This is a genomic window from Plantactinospora sp. WMMB334, from assembly GCF_049179095.1.
Taxonomy (GTDB): Bacteria; Actinomycetota; Actinomycetes; order Mycobacteriales; family Micromonosporaceae; genus Plantactinospora.
On the sequence record NZ_JBMHME010000002.1, the window covers coordinates 5008380 to 5024633 of the forward strand.

Sequence of the window (16254 nt, forward strand, 5' to 3'; positions counted from 1 at the left end):
CACCGCGCCCGGTCGAGTCAGGCGTCGCCACCCGCCTCGCGCCGGCGCTCGTCCAACTCGGTGAAGAGGGTCAGCTGCAGGTGACCGGGCGCCCGCAACCGCGAGTTCAGCGAGTTCCACGGAGTACGGGTCGGCTCGGCGATCACCGTCGCTCCCGCCTCGGCCAGGGCGGCGGTGACCGTCGGCGAGTCGTCGACCTCGAAGGCGACCCGGATGTGTCCGGCGACCCGGCGACCGACCTCGACCTCGTCGATGTACTCGGCGTGCCCCGGGTCGGTGATCTCCAGCGTGGCGCGGCCGGCGTCGAGGATCGCGACCCGGCCGTCCGGCGAGGAGAACGCCGCCCGCTCCGGCAGCCCGAGCACGTCCCGATAGAAGCGGAGCGCCTGCTCGTAGTCGTCGGCGGTGACCACCAGTCGAAGTTGCCGGACCGGAGACGGCTGCGTCATCGGCCCAGTCTGGCACCGTCAGCGGCCCAGTCTGACACGCGGGCCGACCCGAATGGGGCTGCCGGAGGCGACCGACCACTTACAGTAGTCTGATGGCTTTTGTCCGCTTCAACCCGTTCACCCCGGGACGGGCGCGACGGCGGGCCGGTGCCGCGCTCGGCGTACTCTGTGCCGCGCTGGTGCTCACCATGGTGGTGGTCGACGACGCGCCCGGCCCACGACGGAGCGCCGACCCGTCGGCGGCCGAGCCCGCGCCGGCCCCGGTCGCCCCACCCACGACGCCGACCGCCGAGCCGACCCTGCCGGCGGCGCCGCCTCCGGCGGACCTGCCGGTGGTCGACTACGGGCCGGCTCCCCGCGGCTTCCCGCGGGATCCGGCTCCGATGTCGACGGTCCGGCTCGGCGAGGGCCTCCGGCCGATCCGCCGGATCGCCGCGTACGACGCGCCCGGCGGCCGACCGCGAGCCTTCCTCGCGCCCACCATCTCCGGCGTGCCGGTGACCATGCCGATCGTGACCCGCCGGGCGGGCTGGACCGCCGTGCTCCTGCCGTCGGCGAACCGGACCATCGCCTGGGTGCCACCCGGGCCATGGAGCAGCTCGGAGCTGCGCGACCTGCTCGTCGTGGCCCGGCGGAGCCACCGGCTGCACTGGTACCGGGACGACCGACTGGTCCGGTCCTGGCCGGTCGGCCTCGGCATGCCGGCCCAGCCCACCCCACTGGGCCGGACGTTCATCCTCGGCCGCTCCACCCTGCCCGGCCGGGTGTACGCGGACACCGAGGTCTTCGCGCTGGGCGCCGTACCCGACGATCCGGCGGCGGTGCCGGCGGGGTTGCGTGGCGCGCACATCGGGTTGCACGCCTGGTACAACCCGCGGGACATCGGCCGGAACACCAGCAACGGCTGCATCCAGCTCAGCCGGAAGGCTCAGGAACTGCTGCTCTCCGAGCTCGCACCCGGCACCGAGCTGGTGGTGGTCGACCAGTTCTCCGCGCCCGACATGCTTCCCTCGCCCGGGCCGCCTCCCGCTCCCGGGCCGCTGTCCGCGCCGTAGCGGGACGACCGCACTCAGAGGTCTCGACGCATAGAGACCCGCCGCCACCGGTCCAGGCCGTGCGCCGCCTCACGGGCCCGGATCACCCCCAGTCCCGGAGTGAGGTCACTCTCGTCGAGGACGACGAACCCGCACCGGGTGTAGTACGGGGCGTTCCACGGCACGTCGGCGAAGGTGGTCAGGGTCAGTGCCGGTACGCCGGTCGCCGCCGCGTGTCCGGCGAGGTGGTCGAGCAGTCGCCGGCCCACGCCCCGACGCGCGGCCCGGGGATGCACCGAGACCTGTTCGACGTGGAGGTTGCCGTCGACGGGCTGGGCGACCAGATAGCCGAGCGGCACGTCGTCGGGGCCGGCCGCCACCCAGGCCAGGTTGGCGCGCTGGTAGCGGCTCAACTCCTCGATCGACGGCGGCTCGTCGTCGGCGACCTCCGGCATGCCGACGTCCCGGAAGGACCGCCCGGCGGCCCGCTCGATCTCCCGCAGCCCCGGCAGGTCCGGCTGTCGGGCCGGTCGGATCCGCATGGGGTCATCCTGGCCGCCGAGCCACCGGCCCGGCCACCGATATTCCGGTCCCGGCCCACGCCGGGGTGTAGGTGACGACGGCCGCGCCCGAGTCGAAGGTCCGGCTGCCCGTGAGCGCGAGCGGGACCGGCCGGAAGACCCCGGCGAAGAGCGGGATGCCCGCGCCGATCGCCACCGGACAACGCTTGACGATCAGTTCGTCGATCTCCGGCAGCAGCGCCCCGGCCAGGCGACCGCCGCCGCAGAGCCAGATGTCCTGGCCCTCGGCCCGCTTCAGGGTACGGACGAACTCCACCGGGTCGGTGTCGACGATCTCGACCTCGGGGTCGGTGCCGGTCAGGGTGCCGGAGAAGACGATCTGCCGGAGGTGGGCGTACGGGCTGGTGACGCCCTCCCGCAGGGCCGGCCGCTCGAACTGCGTCTGGAGGCCACCCGGCGCCCCGAACTCCAGGCCGCGCTCACCGGGTCGAGCGGCTCCTGCCGCAACAGCAGCGTGGGTAGGAAATCCGATCGCGTGGCGCCGGCCGGGAGGATTAGCGTGAGCCGGTGCGTGTGAACCACCTCGGCCTGCCGGTGTGCGACCCGCGGCGCAGCCTCCGCTTCTACCACGCCTACTTCGGCTTCGATCCGACCAGCGCACAGCGATATCCCGACGGCACGGTCATCGTCCGCGACGCGGACGGCTTCGACCTCGCCCTGCACGCCGTGGAGGCCGTCGAGGAGCCGCCGCCGTTCCTGCACTTCGGTTTCCGGCTGCCGGACCCCGATGCCGTCCGCGCGCTGCTGCGCCGGCTGGAGACCGACGGCGTCCCGATCGTCGAAAGCTACGACCAGCCTTCGTACACCGCCTTCAAGTGCCTCGACCCCGACGGGCACCGGGTGGAGGCATACTGGGAGCCGTCCGCGTCCGGGTGACGGCGACCGTCCCAACGTGGTCCAGGTCCCACCGTCGCGACGGCCACCGCCTCTCCGACGGTGATCAACCCGCCGACCTCAGTCCTCGCATCCGTAACCGTCGCCGTCACGGTCCAGGTCGTAGATGTCGCTGCCGATGACCTTGACCGGGCCGCTGACGTACGCTGGGCCGTTGCCGCCGCCACCCGCACAGTCGACGTCACTGGCGATCGGCACACAGCCGCTGTAGTTCGGATCGCACTTCCGGGTCTCCTTGGTGCCGACCGCGACAACCCGGGTCACCGGCCTTTTCGTCACCACCTCGTCGACGAGCTTCTTGCTGGTCGGCACACCGTTCACGTACGTCACCTCGTAGGTGAGCGTCTTCGAGCCCTCGACTCCCGCGGTCCGGACCTTGCGCTTGCCCTTCGCCAGGGACGAGTCCTGCACGGTCCGCTCGCCAAACGGAATGCTCCGAGTTTCGGTGACCCGCCGCTTCTCGACCGTCGGGCTCGCCGAGGGCGGTGCCGGAACCGCGGCCTCCGGGACTTCGCCTGCCGGCGCGCTCGGCGACGACGTGGGCGCCGCGGCAGCGGGCGGCGACCCTGCCGCCGAGGAGTTGGTCGCCGATGTGCCCTCGGGATCGGCGACGTTCCCGATCGCCGTCAGACCTCCGCAGCAGAGCAGGAGCGACAGCACCGGCCCACCGACAAACAGCGCCGCCTTCTGCCCCGGTCCGAGTCCGCCGAGCAGCCCGGTTCGCGATCGATTCGCGACCGCCGGCTGTGGCACTCCAATCGCCGAATGACGCATCGGCCGCTGCGCTCCCAGCGGATACCCGGATGGTTCCTGCGCTCGATAGGTCACCGCAGCAGTCTCGACTCAGCACGAGATCATCCACAGCGGTCGGGTGGCGACACTTCGTGACACCGGTCAGCCGGCATCGCCCCACCAATGGGTCCCGCAGACAGCCTCGCGGTCGGCCGGCGTCGACTTCCGGCAGGCGTACGAACGCTGATCATTGGATTTGGCCGGTGAGACGGACCTTCACGGCAACCCGTCAGGACGGCCCTGGAGAGACCCCACGGCAGGGTCATCGGCCTTGTCGCGGCATATGACGCAGGCCGATCGCCGCCGTGCCGAGCCAGAGGGCGTACGACCAGAGCAGCACCCGCTCGGCGAGCCCGGCCACCGACTCGTATCCTCCGACGGTCAGCGACGGTCCGCCGGCCATCACGTCGCCGCCGATCACCACGAAGCCGAGGAACGCGAGGACGGTCAGCGCCGCCGCACCGGTCAGGACGGCGGCGAACGGGCGCCGGCGGATGTCCCGCCGCCACACCCGGGTGAGCAGCACCGCCGCCACCGGCAGCACGGCGAAGGCGGTCAGCGCAGCCACCCCGTGCACCGCCCCGGCGACCGACGGCGGCCGGTCCCACTGGCCGTACGGGTCGGTCGGGAAGAGCCCGCCGGCCAGCAATCCGGCGCACCAGACGCCGAGCAGCCAGAGCCCGGTCCGGCCGCCCCGGGTGCGGGGCGCGGCCAGCCGCAGCAGCCCGGTCGACGCGGCGGCGAGCACCAGTGCGCCGGCAGGGATCAGCCAGCCGGCCCGGGGCGCATGCACGTAGTAGCTCACCATCCGCTCGACCGGGCTCCATCCCGGATTGACGAGGTCGGCCACGCCGAAGCCGGCGAGCGGCAGGGCGAGCCCGGCGAGTACCGCGGCGGCGGCAACCCGTCGCCGCGCCCGGCCGATGGTCGAAGTGGCCGGGGCGGTCGCGCGGGCCGGCCGGGCCGAGCGGGTCGGGTCGTTGGTGTCGGTGCGGGACATCGGAGCCTCCTCGCTGGTGTCGCGTCGCCACGTTATGACCGCCCGCGACGACACCGCGTCGTTCGGGCGGGGACACCTGGCTCGACACCACCGGACTACCGCCTACACCGGTCGGAGTAGCCGGCCGGCGCTGGCCGGCATCCGGGGCGCGACGTGGATCCGGTCCAGGTCACGGATTCCGTCCGGGTCGTGGATCCAGTCCGGTTCCAGTGGCGGTTCAGTCCCTTCTGGAACTCTCGGTGCCGGTGAGCGAGGAATCGGGCACGTTCGGCGAGCTGCTGTCTGCGTACCGGGCGGAGGCCGGGTTGACCCAGGCAGCCCTGGCCGGCCGCGCCGGGATCGGCGTGCGGACCGTGCGCGACCTGGAGCACGACCGGGTGGCGGCGCCGCAGCACCGGGTGATGAGTCGGCTCAGCGCCGCCCTCGGCCTCTCGCCGCTGGAGCGTGCCCGGCTCCGCTCCACCGTTGCGGGCCGGCAGTCCGGCCGGAGGCGAGGGCTCCGGGTCGACGTGCTGGGACCGTTGCGGATCCGTCGTGGCGACCAGCCGGTCGACGTGGGGCCGCCGAAGCAGCGGTTGCTGCTCGGCCTGCTCGCCATCCAGCCGGACCAGGCGGTCCCGGTCTCCGAGATCGTCGACGTGCTGTGGCAGGACCGGCCGCCGCGCAGCGCCTCCGGACTGGTCCACACCTATCTGACCAGGCTCCGACGTCACCTCGGCGGTGGCCGTCCGGAGGCGGGACCGGAAGCCGGCCCGCCGGTCGTCGTGCGGGACTCTTCCGGCTACCGGCTGGCGTTACCGGCCGACCAGGTCGATGCGGCCCGTTTCCGGATGTTCGCCGAGCGCGCCGCCGGGGCGCGCGACCGGGGCGACCCGCATCGGGCGGTCGATCTGCTCGCCGCCGGGCTGACCTGCTGGCGGGGGCCGCTGCTGGCCGGTCTTCCCGGGCTGCTCCGGCATCCGGTGGCGACGGCGCTGGCCCGGCAGCGGCTGGACTGCGTCCTGACCCTGGCCGGCCTCGCCTTCGCCACCGGTACGACCGCCCGGGTCACCACGCTGCTCGCGCAGGTCGCCGAGGCGGAGCCGCTGCACGAGCGGCTGCACGCCCGGTTGATGCTCGCCCTGGCGAGCGCCGGGCAGCAGGCCACCGCGCTGCGACTCTTCGCCGAGATCCGTGACCGGCTCGCCGAGGAGCTGGGCGTGGTGCCCGGGCCCGAACTCCGGGCGGCACACCTGCGGGTGCTCCGCCAGCAGATACCCGGTCAGGAGTTGGAGATGATGTACGCGTTCGGCGACGAACTGCCCCAGTTGACGACGCAGCTGCCCACGTGCACGGGGCCGTAGACGACCCGCCACCCCGCCGGGATGGACGAGAACTGGCACACGGTGAGCGAGGAGCCGGCGGGCATCCCCTCGGCCTGCTGGATGAAGAGGTAACTGGCCCGGGTCGTCGGATTGCAGATGCCGGCGTACGCCAGCACCACCCAGCCGGACGGCACGCTGCCGCAGGACCACTGTTGGTCGCCCGGCGCGGCCTGGGCCGGAGCCGGTGACCCGAGCAACGCGACCGATGTGACGACTGCGGCCAGCAGGGCGGATATCCGACGCATTCTCCAGCTCCCATCATTCGGCTCTTCGATATCTGTCGATGTTATGGCCGGCGGCGGGCGTCTCTCGGGTAGCGTTCCGCGACCGGGTTCCGGCCGGCGCACCCGTGCTGGGCTGCGCCGAATTCGACCGACCGGCCGAGGCACCGGCAGAACCGGCAGGACACGCGGCGGCGCCGGAACTGCCGGCACCGGGGCTCCACTCCCGGCAGCGGGAAGCCGGTGGCACCGACGGCGCGGCCCGGCCACCCGGCAGGGGCCCGCGCCCGGCCACCCGGCAGGGGCCCGCGCCCGGCCACCCGAACGATTCCTGAATCCGTCCCGAACCGGGCCGACGACGATGAGGGGGTTTGCACGACCACGGACCCTGGGAGGGGCGGATGCGCGGGTGGATCGGTGGGCGCCGGGTGCTGCTGGGCACGGTGCTGGGGCTGGCGATGCTCTCGGGGGTGACGGCCTGTGGCGACGACCCGTCCCCGACGGGCGGCTCCAGCGGTACGGACGGGGGCGCCGCGCCGAGCGGTGGCGCACCGGAGTCCGGCGAACCGGAGCCGGGAGCGCCGGCCGGGGGCACCGGCACCGTCACGGTGACCGCCGACGGCAGGAAGTACGAGTTCACCACCGACGACTGCTCCACCATCGAGGTGCCGGCGAAGCTCTTCTCGCTGAGCACCGCCGACGCCACGATCGAGTTGTCCCTGCCGCACGACCCCGGGCCGTTCGACCAGGACTCCGACGGGGCGACCGTGCCGTTGACGCTCGGCGGCGCCGACGAGACGTACCAGACGGTGGCGTTCACCGGGCAGCGCAGCGAGGACGGCGACCGCACCTCGGGCTCGCTGAGTGGCACGGCCAGGCGGGCCACCACCGGGCAGGAGGTCGAGTTCAGCATCGACTTCAGCTGTCCACTCACCCGCGGCTGAACGTCGGGGCCGAGCGTCGACCGTCCCGCCAAACGCAAGCTTCGAGCAAGAAAGGCTGATCAACGGCGCCCTCCGGCCATCCCGCCCCGACAATCGAGGAACGTCGGGCCCAGGTGGACGGGGGAAGCATCATGACTCTTGATCCGGGCACCGTGACGTGGGGGATGACGGCGTCGACCTTCCTGGCGGGCTATCTCCTGCTGGCGGTGGTCGCCGTCGGGCTCGCGGCCGTACGGCGCCGGCAGGTCCTCGCCGGGCCGGAGAGCGTACCGGCGTCGACGCTGACCGCCGCGCAGGTCGCGCACCTCGACGGCGGCGACCGGCTGGCGATCTGCGCCGCCCTGGCCTCGCTGCGCAACGCCGGAGCGATCGCCGTCGGCCCCGCTCCGGACCGGCACCTGATCGTCGCCGGTGACCGTCCGGCCGGGGCCGGCGGCCTGGAGGCGGCGATCCACCGCTTCGCCGGGCAGCGCCGGACACCCCGGAATCTGTTCTTCGACTCGGGCGTCGGGATGGAGCTGTCCCGGCTCCGTACCGACCTGGAGCAGGCCGGGCTGCTCTCCGGCGCCGAGACCCGGCGGGCGTTGCGCGGCCGGACCCGGATGCTGGCCGGCGTGCTGCTGCTCGGCGTGCTCCGGCTGCTCGCCGAGGTCTCGACCGGCCAGCCCTGGCTGCCGCTGGTCCTGACCGTGGTCGGGTTGGGTGTGGCCACCGTACTGCTGGGCCGCCGCCCGGCCCGCCGTACCCGGGCCGGCGACCGGGCACTGGCCGCCCTGCGTACCGAACACGCCCACCTGGCTCCGTCCCAGCATCCGGCGTGGAGCACGTACGGCCCGGCGGGCGCCGGGATGGCGGTCGCGCTCTTCGGCCCGGCCGCGCTCTGGGCGGCGGACCCCGAGTTCGCCGCCGGGGCCGGGATGTTGCGGCAGCGGGTCGGGGTCGCCGGTGGCAGCGGCGGCGACTCCGGAGGGCACTCCGGCGGCTTCGCCTGCGGGGCGGGCAGTTACGGCTCGGACTCGGGCGGGACCAGTTGCGGAGGCGGCGGGGCCAGTTGCGGAGGCGGCGGGAGCAGTTGCGGTGGCGGCGGCGGTTGCGGCGGGGGCGGCGGTAGCTGACCGCCCGCCGCCCCGGTGGCGCCGCGTCGGGGGGCGGTCGGGCCGGCGCAGCGGCATCCACCTCAGCGACGTGGTGGCGGCGGTCAACGACCTCGCCGACCGGCACCTTGTCGAGCGCTCCCCCGACCCGACCGACCGGTGAGCGGAGACGCCACGGTGAGCGGACGATCCGGGTGAGGCTCTGTCAGGCGCCCAGCCGCTGCCAGAGGAAGCGCAGCATCAGCGCCCACTTGAAGGCCAGTTGTGCGTTGTCGGCGGCGGCACCGTGGCCGCCCTCGATGTTCTCGTAGTAGGAGACGTCGTAGCCGTACCCACGCATCCGGGCGGCCATCTTGCGGGCGTGCCCGGGATGCACCCGGTCGTCCCGGGACGAGGTGACGAAGAGGACCGGCGGGTACGACCGGCCGGGCCGGACGTTGTGGTACGGCGAGTATTCGCGCAGGAACGCCCAGTCGGCCTCGTCGTCCGGGTTGCCGTACTCGGCCATCCAGGAGGCACCGGCGAGCAGCAGGTGGTAGCGGCGCATGTCGAAGAGCGGCACCCGGGCCACCACCGCGCCGAACAGCTCCGGAAACCGGGTCAGCATCGCCCCCATCAGCAGCCCGCCGTTGCTGCCGCCCTCGATGCCGAGCCGCGCCGGCACGGTGATGCCCCGGTCGACCAGGTCGGTCGCCACGGCGGCGAAGTCCTCGTACGCCCGGGGACGGTTCTCCCGCAGCGCGGCCCGGTGCCAGCGCGGTCCGTACTCGCCACCACCCCGGATGTTGGCGACCACGTACGTCCCGCCCCGGGCCAGCCAACCCCGCCCGATGATCCCGCTGTAGGCCGGTGTCCAGGCCATCTCGAAGCCGCCGTAGCCGGTCAGCAGGGTCGGCCCGGTCGGCTCGCCCGCCGGGCTCACCAGGAAGTACGGCACCCGGGTGCCGTCGGCCGAGCGGGCGAAGAGCTGCCGTACCGTCATCCCGGCCGGGTCGAAGAACGCCGGGTCCCGCTTCAGCGTCTCGACCGGCCCGCCCACGGTGCCGTGGTGCAGCGCGGTCGGTGCCAGGAAGCCGGTGCTGGCGAGCAGGTACTCGTCGCTGTGCTCCGGGTTCGTGTCGACGATCACGACGTGCCGCTCCTCCCCCGGTCCGTCGAGCGCGAGCGGCCGACGCCGCCAGCCCTCATCACCCGGGGTGAGCACCTCGGTCCGGCTCCGCACGTCGACCAGGCTGCTGAGGATCAGGTGCTCCCGGGTCCAGGCGTGCTGGCCGAGTGCGCTGTCCGGGCCCGGCGCGAAGACCACCGTCAGGTCGCGCTCCCCGGCGAGAAACCGGTCCAGCCTGGTGACCAGGACCGCTCCGGCCGGGTACGTCCGGCCGGCGACCGTCCACTCCGAACGGAGCTCGACCAGCAGCCACTCCCGGTGTACGTCGGTCTCGGCGTCCTCCGGCACGTCGATCCGGACCAGGTCGCCGTCGTCGGTGCGCAGGAACTCCTCCCGGCGGAAGAAGTCCACCCGGCGGCCGAGGAAGTCGCGGACGAAGCCCGGAGTGGGATCGTGCACCGCGTACACGGCGACGTCGTCGTCCCGGCCCTGGTAGACGGTGGTCGCCTCGGCCAGTGGCGTACCGCGCCGCCAGCGCTTGACGATCCGGGGATAGCCGGAGGCGGTCAGCGACCCGGGACCGAAGTCGGTGCCGACATAGATGTGGTCGGCGTCGATCCAGCCGACGTCGCTCTTCGCCTCCGGCAGGGTGAAGCCGTCCGGGACGAAGTCCCGCCGGGTCAGGTCGAACTCGCGCACCACGCTCGCGTCGGAGCCGCCCCGGGCGAGCCGGATCAGGCAGCGCCGGTGCCCTGGGCGCTGCACGACCGCGCCCTGCCAGGTCCACGGCTCGCCCTCGGCGGCGGCGAGCGCGTCGACGTCGAGCAGGATCTCCCAGCCCGGCTCCGGCCGGCGGTACTCGTCGAGCGTGGTACGCCGCCAGAGCCCCCGGGGGTGGGCCTCGTCCTTCCAGAGGTTGTAGAGGTATGTTCCGTCCCAATGCACGAATGGCACCCGGTCCGCGGCATCCAGCACCTGACGCAGCTCGGCGGTGAGCGTGGCGAAGGAGGGGTCGTCGGCGAGCGCGTCACGGGTCTCCGCGTTGCGGGCCCGCACCCAGGCCGTCACCTCGGGATCGGAGAGCGCTTCGAGCCAGCGGAATTCGTCGTCGAGATCCGGGGACACCCAGGGTTCCTACCACATGAGATGAACACAGTTGCCGCTGCGTCGGATGGTGGATTGAACCGCCCGGCGCCGATAAACGATTTAACAAGGGTGGAACGTTCCCGACTCCGACCCACGTCGGCGGCACCGGTCCGGGCCGTACTGGCGGTCCTGCTGCTCCTCGCCGGCCTGGCCGTGCTGCTCGCCGCCCCGGCACGACCGGCGGCCGCGCACGCCGCGATCGTCGCCACCGTGCCGCAGCAGCGGTCCGTACTCGGCTCCTCGCCCACCGAGGTGACGATCACCTTCAGCGAACCGGTGGCGCTGGTGCCCGGTCGTGCGCAGGTGCTCGCCCCGGACGGCAAGCGGATCAACAACGGGGACCCCACCGTGCGGGACGCCACGCTCCGGATCCCGATCCGGGTCGCCGACCGGCCGCTCGGCACCTACCTGGTCAGCTACCGGGTGATCTCCGCCGACAGTCACCCGGTGGCCGGGAGCTACACCTTCTCCGTCGGCGCCGCCTCGGCCAGCCCGCCCGAGCCGGCCGACCAGACGGTACGCCCGGACGTCCAGGTCGCGGTGCCGGCGACCAGATACCTCGGGTACGCCGGACTGGTCCTGGTGATCGGCCCGACGCTGCTGCTCGGGCTGCTCTGGCCACCCCGGCTCCCCCGCACGGGCGCGGTCCGGCTGGTCCGGGTCGGCCTGGGGCTGGTCGCGACCGGCACCCTGGCCGGGCTCTGGGCGCAGGCGCCGTACACCAGCGGCGCCGGGCTCCTCGACGTCTCCGGCACCGAGCTACGCCAGGTGCTCGGCTCGGACCTCGGGCTGGCCCTCGCCGCCAGGCTCGGCATCCTGCTGCTGGTCGCCGCCGTGCTGCCACCGGTGCTGGCGGGTCGGGCCGGCCGGCTCCGGGCCGGGCTGCTGGTCGCGCTCGCGGCGGCCGGCCTCGCCACCTGGCCGCTCGCCGGGCACGCCGCCGCCTCCCCGGTCCCGCCGGCCAGCGGTATCGCCAGCGTGGTGCACCTGGCCGCGATGTCGGTCTGGCTCGGCGGGCTGGTGACGCTGCTCTGCTTCCCCCTCCGGGCCGCCCATCCCCGGGCGCTCACCGTCATCCTGCCGGTCTGGTCCCGCTGGGCCGGGCTCGCCGTGCTCTGGCTGGTCGCCGGCGGGGCGGTACAGGCGGTGATCGAGATCGGCACACCGGCCGCACTCGTCGGCACCGGCTACGGGCGGCTCGTACTGGCCAAGGTGGGCCTGCTCGCGGTGCTGCTCGGCACCGCCGCGTACGCCCGACGCCTGGTCCGCCGCCGGGCGGTCACGGCACCCGCCACCGACGCGGCACCCGCCTCCGCGCGGGCCGGCGTGCTGGTGCCGGCCGGCGCCACGGCACCCCCCTCGTCCACCCTGCCCTCGTCCGGCCCGCCCGCGTCCGCGACTCCCGGGAACGGCGGCGGCGGTCCGGCAGCGGCGGCGGTCGGGCGGCGCCGGTTACGCCGAGCGGTCGGCATCGAAGTGCTGGTCGGCCTGGTGGTGCTCGGCATCAGCGCCGTGCTGGTGCAGACCACCCCGGGCCGCAACGCCGGGATCGAGGCCGAGATCGCCGCCTCGGACACCTTCGCCCAGACACTCAACTCGCCGCTCTACACCCTCCAGTTCGACATCTACCCGGTGCAGCTCGGGCCGAACAACACCGTGCACGCCTACGTCTACACCCCGGAGGGCAGGCCGCTGCCGGCGGTGGAGTGGACGCTTACCGCCTCGCTGCCGGCGAAGGGCGTCGAACCGACCTCCACCCCGATGCTCGGCATCGAGCCGCACCACGCGGTCGGCGCGATCAACTTTCCCATCCCCGGCGAGTGGCAGCTGCGCTTCACCATCCGCACCTCCGAGATCGACCAGGCCACCGTGCGCACCACCGTCCAGGTGCGCTGACGTGTAAGGAAGGGCCCCCGCTTATCGTTTTCTGTTGTAGCGGGGGCCCTTCCTTACACCTCAGTGGCCGCGGGCGAGCCAGTCGTCGAGGTGGGGGGCCTCGGCGCCGATCGTGGTGTCCGCGCCGTGGCCGGTATGTACCACCGTCGCGGGCGGCAGGCTCAGCAGCCGCCGGCGGATCGAGTCGACGATGGTGCCGAAGTCGCTGAACGATCGCCCGGTCGCCCCCGGCCCGCCCTGGAACAGGGTGTCGCCGGTGAAGACCGCGCCGAGGTCGGGGGCGTGGAACGAGCAGGCTCCCGGGCTGTGCCCCGGGGTGTGCAGCACACGCAACGCGGTACCGGCCACCTCGATCGACTGCCCGTCCCGCAGCTCACCGTCCGGCGGCAGGTCCGGATGCACCATGTCCCAGAGCACCCGGTCGGCCGGATGCAGCAGTACCCGGGAGCCGGTCGCCCCGGCCAGCGCCGGTGCGACCCGTACGTGGTCGTCGTGCGCGTGCGTGGCCAGGATGGCCAGTACGCGCCGGCCGCCGACCGCCGCCAGGATCGCGTCGATGTCGTGCGGCGCGTCGATCACCACGCACTCGGCGTCGTCGCCGACGACCCAGACGTTGTTGTCGACGTCGAAGGTCTGGCCGTCCAGTGAGAAGGTGCCCGAGGTGACGGTCTGGTCGATCCGGGCCGCCATCAGAGGATCACCACCGACCGCAGCACGTCGCCGTGGTGCATCTTGCCGAACGCCTCCTCGACCTGGTCGAGGGCGATCTCCTCGGTGACGAAGGCGTCCAGGTCGAGCCGGCCCTGGAGGTAGAGGGAGGTCAGCATCGGGAAGTCCCGGTCGGGCAGGCAGTCGCCGTACCAGCTCGACTTGAGCGCCCCGCCCCGGCCGAAGACGTCGATCAGCGGCAGGTCGGGCACCTTCATCTCCGGCGTCGGCACCCCGACCAGTACGACGGTGCCGGCCAGGTCCCGGGCGTAGAAGGCCTGCTTCCAGGTCTCCGGCCGGCCGACCGCCTCGATCACCACGTCCGCCCCGAAACCGCCGGTCGCCTCCCGGATCGCCTCCACCGGGTCGGTCTCCCGGGCGTTGACGGTGTGCGTCGCGCCGAAGCCGCGGGCCCACTCCAGTTTCCGGGGGTCGGTGTCGACCGCGATGATCGTGGTCGCGCCGGCCAGCGCCGCGCCGGCCACCGCACCGTCGCCGACGCCGCCGCAGCCGATGACCGCGACCGAGTCGCCCCGGGTGACGCCGCCGGTGTTCATCGCCGCGCCGAGGCCGGCCATCACCCCGCAGCCGAGCAGCCCGACGGCGGCCGGTCGGGCCGCCGGGTCGATCCTGGTGCACTGTCCCGCGTGTACGAGGGTCTTCTCCACGAACGCGCCGATACCGAGCGCCGGGGAGAGTTCGGTGCCGTCGGTGAGGGTCATCTTCTGCGCCGCGTTGTGGGTGGCGAAGCAGTACCACGGCCGGCCGCGCCGGCAGGCCCGGCAGGTGCCGCAGACGGCCCGCCAGTTGAGTACGACGAAGTCGCCCGGCTCGACGTCGGTCACCCCGGCACCGACCTGCTCCACGATCCCGGCGGCCTCGTGGCCGAGCAGGAACGGGAAGTCGTCGTTGATGCCGCCCTCCCGGTAGTGCAGGTCGGTGTGGCAGACCCCGCAGGCCTGCACCCGCACCACCGCCTCACCGGGGCCGGGATCCGGTACGACGACGGTGGCCAGTTCGACCGGCGCACCCTTGACCCTGGCGATGACCCCACGCACTTCCTGGCTCACGCCGCCTCCTTCAAGATCTCGATACCGATCCGCCGTAGCATGTCACGGCCCTCCGCTGTGCTGACCTGGCTCACCCGCCATCCGGAACGGCACGGTCGGTGGTGGCTCGCGACGGCCGGGGCGTCGGTGACGAATGTGCCACAGAGTGACCCCGTAAGGCGATGGCCGACCCGCTGGTTCGAGGACCCGCCGCCGACCCCGGAGACGGCGTCCCGGTCTGTGGTCGGGTGTCGGGTTTTCGGTCATGATCGGCTGGTGGGTGGGGTCGGGTCGGCGGAACATCCGGGGGCCGGGGGTCGTTGTAACCGGCGTACGACCGCAGCAGCAGGCCCCGTCGCTGCGGTCTCTGTGTTTCGTTCGGCACACCGTCACCGGTCCCCACCTTTGGTGGGTGTGTGGTGGTGTGTCTCATCCCCGGAATGGAAGGCAGACCATCATGACGTTCGTCAGCCGATGGCTTCCGGCCATCACCGAGACCCCGATCCGCAGGACCGCGCTGGGTATCGCCGGCCTCGCCGTGGCCGGTGGCGCGCTCGCCGCTCCGGCGATCGCCGTGGACACCCCGACACCGGCGATGTCGCCGACCTCGGCCGCGGTCACCACCGACGGGCGGGGCGTGGACATGCGGGACATCGACAAGGGCAGCCCGTCGAAGGTCCTGGACTACCAGTACAAGGCGCAGGAGAACGGCTACTACTGCGCTCCGGCGGCGACCCGGATCGCGCTGACCGCGCAGGGCCACACCCCGACCCAGGACGAGGTCGCCGGCAGGCTCGGCACGACCGAGGCCGGCACGAACTCGGCCGAGGACACCACCCGGGTCCTCAACACCACCGGTGGTAAGGGCTACCGGACCGTGGCGATCCCGGACCCGACGGTCACGCCGGAGCAGATGGACCGGCTCCAGGTCGACATCGTGCACGCCATCGACGGTAAGCGTCCGGTCGTGATGAACATCAAGGGCACCGGCACCGACCTCGACGGGATGTCGCACTCGTACGCCGGTGGGCACTACCTGACCGTTGTCGGGTACGACGACCACGGCCGCAAGGTCAAGATCGCCGACCCGGCCAACCCGGACCAGGCCGAGTACTGGATGAGCACCATCGCCCTGGCCAACTGGGCCGCCGAACGCGGCTACTCCGCATAACCCGACCCGACACCGCAGCACACCACACACAGGGCACACCGCACACCCGACAAGGGCCGGCCCCCGGAACGCCATCCGGGGACCGGCCCTTTCGCCATGCCCGGACCCGCCATGCCCGGACCCGCCATGCCCGAACCCGCCATGCCCGGACCCGTCGGACCCCGGCCACGGGCAGGCGGTGGCACCCCGGCTCAGCTCGCCGGGTCGGTCGCCGCCAGCGTGGCGCCGAGGCGCTCGACCGCGTCCCGGATCATCCGCCCGTACGGGTCGTCGGAGAGCACCGGCAGGCTCTCCCGGGCGAGGGCCAGATGCCGGCGCGCCTGGTCCGGCCGGCCGAGCTTGCGGTAGTCCTCGGCGAGGTTGAGCTGCAACGACGGACGGAACGCCGCGACCGCGAGGCCGGCGTGGTGCCGCTGTGCCCGCTCGTCGGTCAGCGCCTCCGCCGCCTCCAGCGCCCGCAGGTCCCAGCGGAGTTCCTCGGCCGGATCGTCCTGGAGGTCGGCGAGGTAGTGCGCGAGCGTGCAGCGGTGGAAGGGATCACCGGTCGGGCCGATCACAGCCCAGAGCTCGGTGAGCCGCTCCCTGGCCGGCCCGGTGCGCCCGGCCCGACCCCACTCGACCGCCTCTGCGATGCTCCCCATCGTCTCGTCGGTTTCCTGCACCATCGTCCACTCCCCCTGCCGCCGGCCGGTACGCCGACGATGCTCGGGCCTCGAGGATGTCGAGGGTCAACCCCGGAACCCGGCCGGCGCGGTCTCCCCGCGCGGCGCGGCGGGCCGGCGGACTACCGCCTTCGTGGTACG

Annotated in this window: 18 protein-coding genes; 8 read left to right on the forward strand and 10 right to left on the reverse strand. The window is 73.2% G+C overall.

Annotated elements, in window-relative coordinates:
- Positions 1–17 precede the first annotated feature (17 nt).
- Positions 18–449, reverse strand: a complete 432-nt coding sequence (locus ACN27G_RS21325) for a VOC family protein (protein WP_421494539.1) — start codon at positions 447–449, stop codon at positions 18–20.
- 92 nt (positions 450–541) lie between these two features.
- Here ACN27G_RS21325 and ACN27G_RS21330 point away from each other — a divergent pair, with 92 nt between their 5' ends.
- Positions 542–1504 carry a L,D-transpeptidase gene (locus ACN27G_RS21330; protein WP_421494540.1) on the forward strand — a complete coding sequence of 321 codons (963 nt, stop codon included), beginning with the start codon at positions 542–544 and terminating at the stop codon, positions 1502–1504.
- A 14-nt stretch (positions 1505–1518) separates the two neighbouring features.
- Here ACN27G_RS21330 and ACN27G_RS21335 read toward each other — a convergent pair whose 3' ends face one another.
- Together ACN27G_RS21335 and ACN27G_RS21340 are read right to left on the reverse strand one after the other, a co-directional pair.
- A complete protein-coding gene (locus ACN27G_RS21335; protein ID WP_421494541.1) occupies positions 1519–2025 on the reverse strand; it encodes a GNAT family N-acetyltransferase in 507 nt (168 codons plus the stop codon).
- A gap of 4 nt (positions 2026–2029) precedes the next feature.
- Positions 2030–2665 carry a dihydrofolate reductase family protein gene (locus ACN27G_RS21340; protein WP_421494542.1) on the reverse strand — a complete coding sequence of 212 codons (636 nt, stop codon included), beginning with the start codon at positions 2663–2665 and terminating at the stop codon, positions 2030–2032.
- Here ACN27G_RS21340 and ACN27G_RS21345 point away from each other — a divergent pair.
- Positions 2572–2940, forward strand: coding sequence for a VOC family protein (locus ACN27G_RS21345; RefSeq protein WP_421494543.1), 369 nt, complete (start codon positions 2572–2574; stop codon positions 2938–2940). The two genes, ACN27G_RS21340 and ACN27G_RS21345, sit on opposite strands and share 94 nt — an antisense overlap.
- A gap of 78 nt (positions 2941–3018) precedes the next feature.
- Here the strand turns inward: ACN27G_RS21345 and ACN27G_RS21350 are convergent, their stop codons facing one another.
- Together ACN27G_RS21350 and ACN27G_RS21355 are read right to left on the reverse strand one after the other, a co-directional pair.
- Positions 3019–3732, reverse strand: coding sequence for a G5 domain-containing protein (locus ACN27G_RS21350; protein WP_421494544.1), 714 nt, complete (start codon positions 3730–3732; stop codon positions 3019–3021).
- Between the two features lie 280 nt (positions 3733–4012).
- Positions 4013–4750 carry a DUF998 domain-containing protein gene (locus tag ACN27G_RS21355; RefSeq protein ID WP_421494545.1) on the reverse strand — a complete coding sequence of 246 codons (738 nt, stop codon included), beginning with the start codon at positions 4748–4750 and terminating at the stop codon, positions 4013–4015.
- Positions 4751–4995: 245 nt separating this feature from the next.
- On the opposite strand from ACN27G_RS21355, the gene ACN27G_RS21360 reads away from it, so the two are divergent.
- Entirely contained in the window at positions 4996–6093 is a 1098-nt protein-coding gene (locus ACN27G_RS21360) for a BTAD domain-containing putative transcriptional regulator (RefSeq protein WP_421494546.1), read from the forward strand.
- Here ACN27G_RS21360 and ACN27G_RS21365 read toward each other — a convergent pair.
- Entirely contained in the window at positions 6012–6359 is a 348-nt protein-coding gene (locus ACN27G_RS21365) for a hypothetical protein (RefSeq protein ID WP_421494547.1), read from the reverse strand. The genes ACN27G_RS21360 and ACN27G_RS21365 overlap by 82 nt on opposite strands.
- Positions 6360–6736: 377 nt before the next feature.
- On the opposite strand from ACN27G_RS21365, the gene ACN27G_RS21370 reads away from it, so the two are divergent.
- The 3 genes from ACN27G_RS21370 to ACN27G_RS21380 all read left to right on the forward strand — a co-directional run bounded on the left by ACN27G_RS21370 (position 6737) and on the right by ACN27G_RS21380 (position 8536).
- Positions 6737–7279, forward strand: a complete 543-nt coding sequence (locus ACN27G_RS21370; RefSeq protein ID WP_421494548.1) for a hypothetical protein — start codon at positions 6737–6739, stop codon at positions 7277–7279.
- 131 nt (positions 7280–7410) lie between these two features.
- A complete protein-coding gene (locus ACN27G_RS21375) occupies positions 7411–8394 on the forward strand; it encodes a TIGR04222 domain-containing membrane protein (protein WP_421494549.1) in 984 nt (327 codons plus the stop codon).
- Positions 8357–8536: a hypothetical protein gene (locus tag ACN27G_RS21380; protein WP_421494550.1), complete on the forward strand. Its 180-nt coding sequence runs from the start codon at positions 8357–8359 to the stop codon at positions 8534–8536. Before ACN27G_RS21375 ends, ACN27G_RS21380 begins: the two co-directional genes overlap by 38 nt.
- A gap of 42 nt (positions 8537–8578) precedes the next feature.
- Here the strand turns inward: ACN27G_RS21380 and ACN27G_RS21385 are convergent, their stop codons facing one another.
- Positions 8579–10606: a prolyl oligopeptidase family serine peptidase gene (locus tag ACN27G_RS21385; RefSeq protein ID WP_421494551.1), complete on the reverse strand. Its 2028-nt coding sequence runs from the start codon at positions 10604–10606 to the stop codon at positions 8579–8581.
- Positions 10607–10696: 90 nt separating this feature from the next.
- Here ACN27G_RS21385 and ACN27G_RS21390 point away from each other — a divergent pair, with 90 nt between their 5' ends.
- A complete protein-coding gene (locus tag ACN27G_RS21390) occupies positions 10697–12523 on the forward strand; it encodes a copper resistance CopC/CopD family protein (protein WP_421494552.1) in 1827 nt (608 codons plus the stop codon).
- Positions 12524–12583: 60 nt separating this feature from the next.
- On the opposite strand, the gene ACN27G_RS21395 is transcribed toward ACN27G_RS21390, so the two are convergent.
- On the reverse strand, positions 12584–13213 hold the full coding sequence (locus ACN27G_RS21395) for an MBL fold metallo-hydrolase (RefSeq protein ID WP_421494553.1): 630 nt from the start codon (positions 13211–13213) through the stop codon (positions 12584–12586).
- Positions 13213–14301, reverse strand: a complete 1089-nt coding sequence (locus tag ACN27G_RS21400) for an S-(hydroxymethyl)mycothiol dehydrogenase (RefSeq protein WP_421494554.1) — start codon at positions 14299–14301, stop codon at positions 13213–13215. Before ACN27G_RS21400 ends, ACN27G_RS21395 begins: the two co-directional genes overlap by 1 nt.
- Positions 14302–14737: 436 nt before the next feature.
- Here ACN27G_RS21400 and ACN27G_RS21405 point away from each other — a divergent pair, with 436 nt between their 5' ends.
- Positions 14738–15451: a C39 family peptidase gene (locus tag ACN27G_RS21405; RefSeq protein ID WP_421494555.1), complete on the forward strand. Its 714-nt coding sequence runs from the start codon at positions 14738–14740 to the stop codon at positions 15449–15451.
- Between the two features lie 191 nt (positions 15452–15642).
- Here ACN27G_RS21405 and ACN27G_RS21410 read toward each other — a convergent pair whose 3' ends face one another.
- Complete coding sequence (locus tag ACN27G_RS21410) at positions 15643–16116, reverse strand: hypothetical protein (RefSeq protein ID WP_421494556.1); 474 nt, start codon at positions 16114–16116, stop codon at positions 15643–15645.
- Positions 16117–16254 lie beyond the last annotated feature (138 nt).

Coding starts and splice junctions, on each gene's coding strand:
- ACN27G_RS21335 (WP_421494541.1), bottom strand. CDS start 2,025: ATGCGGATCCGACCGGCCCGACAGCCGGACCTGCCGGGGCTGCGGGAG.
- ACN27G_RS21395 (WP_421494553.1), bottom strand. CDS start 13,213: ATGGCGGCCCGGATCGACCAGACCGTCACCTCGGGCACCTTCTCACTG.
- ACN27G_RS21375 (WP_421494549.1), top strand. CDS start 7,411: ATGACTCTTGATCCGGGCACCGTGACGTGGGGGATGACGGCGTCGACC.
- ACN27G_RS21410 (WP_421494556.1), bottom strand. CDS start 16,116: ATGGTGCAGGAAACCGACGAGACGATGGGGAGCATCGCAGAGGCGGTC.
- ACN27G_RS21330 (WP_421494540.1), top strand. CDS start 542: ATGGCTTTTGTCCGCTTCAACCCGTTCACCCCGGGACGGGCGCGACGG.
- ACN27G_RS21370 (WP_421494548.1), top strand. CDS start 6,737: ATGCGCGGGTGGATCGGTGGGCGCCGGGTGCTGCTGGGCACGGTGCTG.
- ACN27G_RS21355 (WP_421494545.1), bottom strand. CDS start 4,750: ATGTCCCGCACCGACACCAACGACCCGACCCGCTCGGCCCGGCCGGCC.
- ACN27G_RS21325 (WP_421494539.1), bottom strand. CDS start 449: ATGACGCAGCCGTCTCCGGTCCGGCAACTTCGACTGGTGGTCACCGCC.
- ACN27G_RS21350 (WP_421494544.1), bottom strand. CDS start 3,732: ATGCGTCATTCGGCGATTGGAGTGCCACAGCCGGCGGTCGCGAATCGA.
- ACN27G_RS21405 (WP_421494555.1), top strand. CDS start 14,738: ATGACGTTCGTCAGCCGATGGCTTCCGGCCATCACCGAGACCCCGATC.
- ACN27G_RS21365 (WP_421494547.1), bottom strand. CDS start 6,359: ATGCGTCGGATATCCGCCCTGCTGGCCGCAGTCGTCACATCGGTCGCG.